This window comes from Streptomyces sp. MB09-01 (assembly GCF_033794505.1).
Taxonomy (GTDB): Bacteria; Actinomycetota; Actinomycetes; order Streptomycetales; family Streptomycetaceae; genus Streptomyces.
Window position 1 is genome coordinate 1 of the sequence record NZ_JARAYQ010000484.1, and the last position, 2774, is coordinate 2774.

General features: G+C 70.3%; 3 protein-coding genes. 2 read left to right on the forward strand and 1 reads right to left on the reverse strand.

Annotation, left to right across the window (positions count from 1 at the left end; translation table 11 throughout):
- Positions 1–154 precede the first annotated feature (154 nt).
- Complete coding sequence (locus PV721_RS42630) at positions 155–589, reverse strand: Hsp20/alpha crystallin family protein (RefSeq protein ID WP_319734165.1); 435 nt, start codon at positions 587–589, stop codon at positions 155–157.
- Between the two features lie 138 nt (positions 590–727).
- Between PV721_RS42630 and PV721_RS42635 the strand changes: the two genes are divergently transcribed.
- Positions 728–1396, forward strand: a complete 669-nt coding sequence (locus PV721_RS42635) for an HSP18 transcriptional regulator (protein ID WP_319734167.1) — start codon at positions 728–730, stop codon at positions 1394–1396.
- A 986-nt stretch (positions 1397–2382) separates the two neighbouring features.
- A partial coding sequence (locus PV721_RS42640) for a protease inhibitor I9 family protein (RefSeq protein WP_319734169.1) occupies positions 2383–2774 on the forward strand: 392 nt, incomplete at its 3' end.

Genomic DNA, 2774 nt, shown 5'->3' on the forward strand with positions numbered 1-2774 from the left:
ATAAGAGTAAGCCCACAAGTTGCAGAACCGGCGCCTATGCGGGCTGCAAGCAGATCTCCGGCTGAACCGTACCGCACCAGCCGGCGGCGGAGGGCGGGGTGCCGAGGGAAAATCTGCTTTCCCCGCCCTCCGCGGCCGGCTGGTGCGGGAGGGTTCAGCCGGAGATCTGCTTGCGGCCCGCTTCGCCGCCGATGCTGATCTTGCGGGGCTTGGCGCGCTCGGCGATCGGGATGCGCAGGGTCAGGACACCAGCGTCGTAGTCGGCCTTGATGCGCTCGGTGTCGAGGGTGTCGGCCAGCATGATCTGGCGGGAGAAGACGCCGAGGGGTCGCTCGGAGAGCTCCACCTTCACGGAGTCGGCCTTCGCGACCGGGCGGCGCTCCGCCTTCACGGTCAGCATGTTCCGCTCGACGTCGATGTCGATCGCCTCGGTGCTCACCCCCGGGAGGTCGAAGGCGATCACGTACTCGTCGCCCTCGCGGTAGGCGTCCATCGGCATGACGGACGGCTTCGACCAGGTCCCGGACGTACCCGACAGCTGCTGGACGATCCGGTCCATCTCGCGGAACGGGTCGGTGCGCATCAACATCGCGAAACACCTCCAGTTGGTTCAGTTGGTTCAGGCAGAAACTGCCAATGCGCTTCAACGTGCACCCGTTGTAACATGTCATCGAAACGATGACAAGCAAGGCGTCATCTGGAGGATGACGAGACGACGGAGAGTCCCATGAACGAACCCACCCCGCCGGCCACACCCGTCCCCTTCAGCGCCGCCGCGGCAGCTCTGGAGGCCATCAACCAGTCCGTAAAGAACGCGCAGCAGTCCTCCGCGCAAACGCCTGCGACCCCAGCGCCGCCCGCGGCCGGCTCCGGCCCGCACCCGGCCCTGGCCGCCCTGCTGACGCTGCGCCAGGTCCGCGAACAGCTCGCCGGCTGGGAGAGCGGGCTGATCGAAATCGCCCGCGGCGAGGGTGCGAGCTGGGCCGAGCTCGCCGGACCCCTCGGCGTCGCCAGCCGCCAGGCCGCCGAACGCCGCTACCTCCGCCTGCGCCCCGGCACCCCCGGCTCCACCGGCGAAGAACGAGTCCAGGCCACCCGCGACACACGCGCCGCCGACCGAACCGTCACCGCCTGGGCCCGCGACAACGCAGCCGACCTCCGCCGCCTCGCCGCACAGATCACCGCCCTCACCGGCCTCCCCGCCGACGCCGCCGACGCGGTCGGCGCCCTGAACCAGGCCCTCGGCCACGACGACGCCGCCCGCCTCGTACGCCCCCTGACCGACACCCGAACCCACCTGCGGCCCCAGGACGCCGAACTTGCCGAACGCATCGACACCCTGACCCGGCACACCGAGCAACTCCGCCAGACCACCCACGGCCAGCGCAGCACCTGAGCAGCACCCGCCCGGGAACCGTCGGCCGCGAGCGTGTTTGAAAGATCGCGCAAGTCGATCCGATCCGCCCGGCCCGAGAGTCCGAGGCCGAGCCCCGGGCCAGGCTTCACCCAGGGCCCTGCGGTGACGGCCAACCCTCCCGTGCGGGTGGTACGCCGCGTAAGCGACGGCCCCGGCCGCGGCTTCGGAGGCGTCCTTGAGGGCGGCCTTGGCCTACGGGGTGTCGAGGCCGGGTTTCTCGACGAAGAGGGCGCCCAGGCAGTCGAGGAACTCGGCGGAGAACAACTGCCATTCCTGGGTGGCCATGCGACCGGCCCGCGACATGGACCGCACCTGACTCCCGATCCGGTTCGTGAGGTCCTCGCGCGCTGCCGACACGACGGGCCGACACGACGGGCCCGCCCACCTGGTGACGCTCTATCCGCACTACGGCCAGTGGCTACCGGGGGGGCATCGGCAGCAACGGCTCAATCAACGGCCGGGCCGAGGCCGCAAGGGCGGATGGCGTGAATCCGCTGTGTCGGCCGCACCATCGGAGTGTTCCCCTCCGCCATCGAGACGGAGAACGCCCCCGGCAGGGGCAGCGCGGACCCGTACCGCCACAACGAACGCGGTCCAGCCGCCGGTTCGAGCGCGGCCACCGGATCCGGCGTGCATTGGAGGTCACAGGGTCCGCGTCGCAGCCGGGGCAGCACCAATGCGCCGTACGGACGTCCGAGCGGGGCCGTCTTCGGAGCAGACCTACCCGGGGAGTGCGTGCGTCATGTGCGGAGCGCCTTTGCTCGATCATGGCCGTTGTGTGGCAGGGATGTTGCGCGTCGGCCTGCCTCTTGTGCGGGTGCCGGAGGTGGGCCAACCTTTCGTTAGCGACCGTTCGCTCGGGCCCTTGTTGATTGTCATGAGCATGGCTATGCCCGCGCTCTGACGTGCCCTCACAACGGCCCGCCGTACGCCGCAACACACCGCCTACGAGGAGGACCCCCCACATGTCCGCGAAGCGTCACACCCACCGGAGAATTGCCGGTATCAGCGCCATGGCCGTCACGGCCCTCGCGCTCGGCGCGGCCGCCGCGTTACCCGCCGCGGCAGCCACCCCGGCCGCCCCGCAGGGCGTCATCGAGAACGCCGGCGCCGCCGGCACCGTCTCCGGCAGCTACATCGTGACCCTGAACGACTCTGCCGCCCGCTCCACCGCCGACAGCGGCAAGGCAGTCGCCAAGCGGTACGGCGCGCGGATCGACCGGACCTACAGCGCCGCCCTCAACGGCTACTCCGTCGAGGTCTCCGAGGCGCAGGCCAAGAAGCTCGCCGCCGACCCCGCCGTCAAGTCGGTCGTACAGAACCGCGTCTTCACCGTCGACACGACCCAGCCCAACCC

Excerpts from the sequence above, each read along its gene's own strand:
- PV721_RS42630 (WP_319734165.1), bottom strand. The coding sequence starts at position 589 with ATGTTGATGCGCACCGACCCGTTCCGCGAGATGGACCGGATCGTCCAG.
- PV721_RS42635 (WP_319734167.1), top strand. The coding sequence starts at position 728 with ATGAACGAACCCACCCCGCCGGCCACACCCGTCCCCTTCAGCGCCGCC.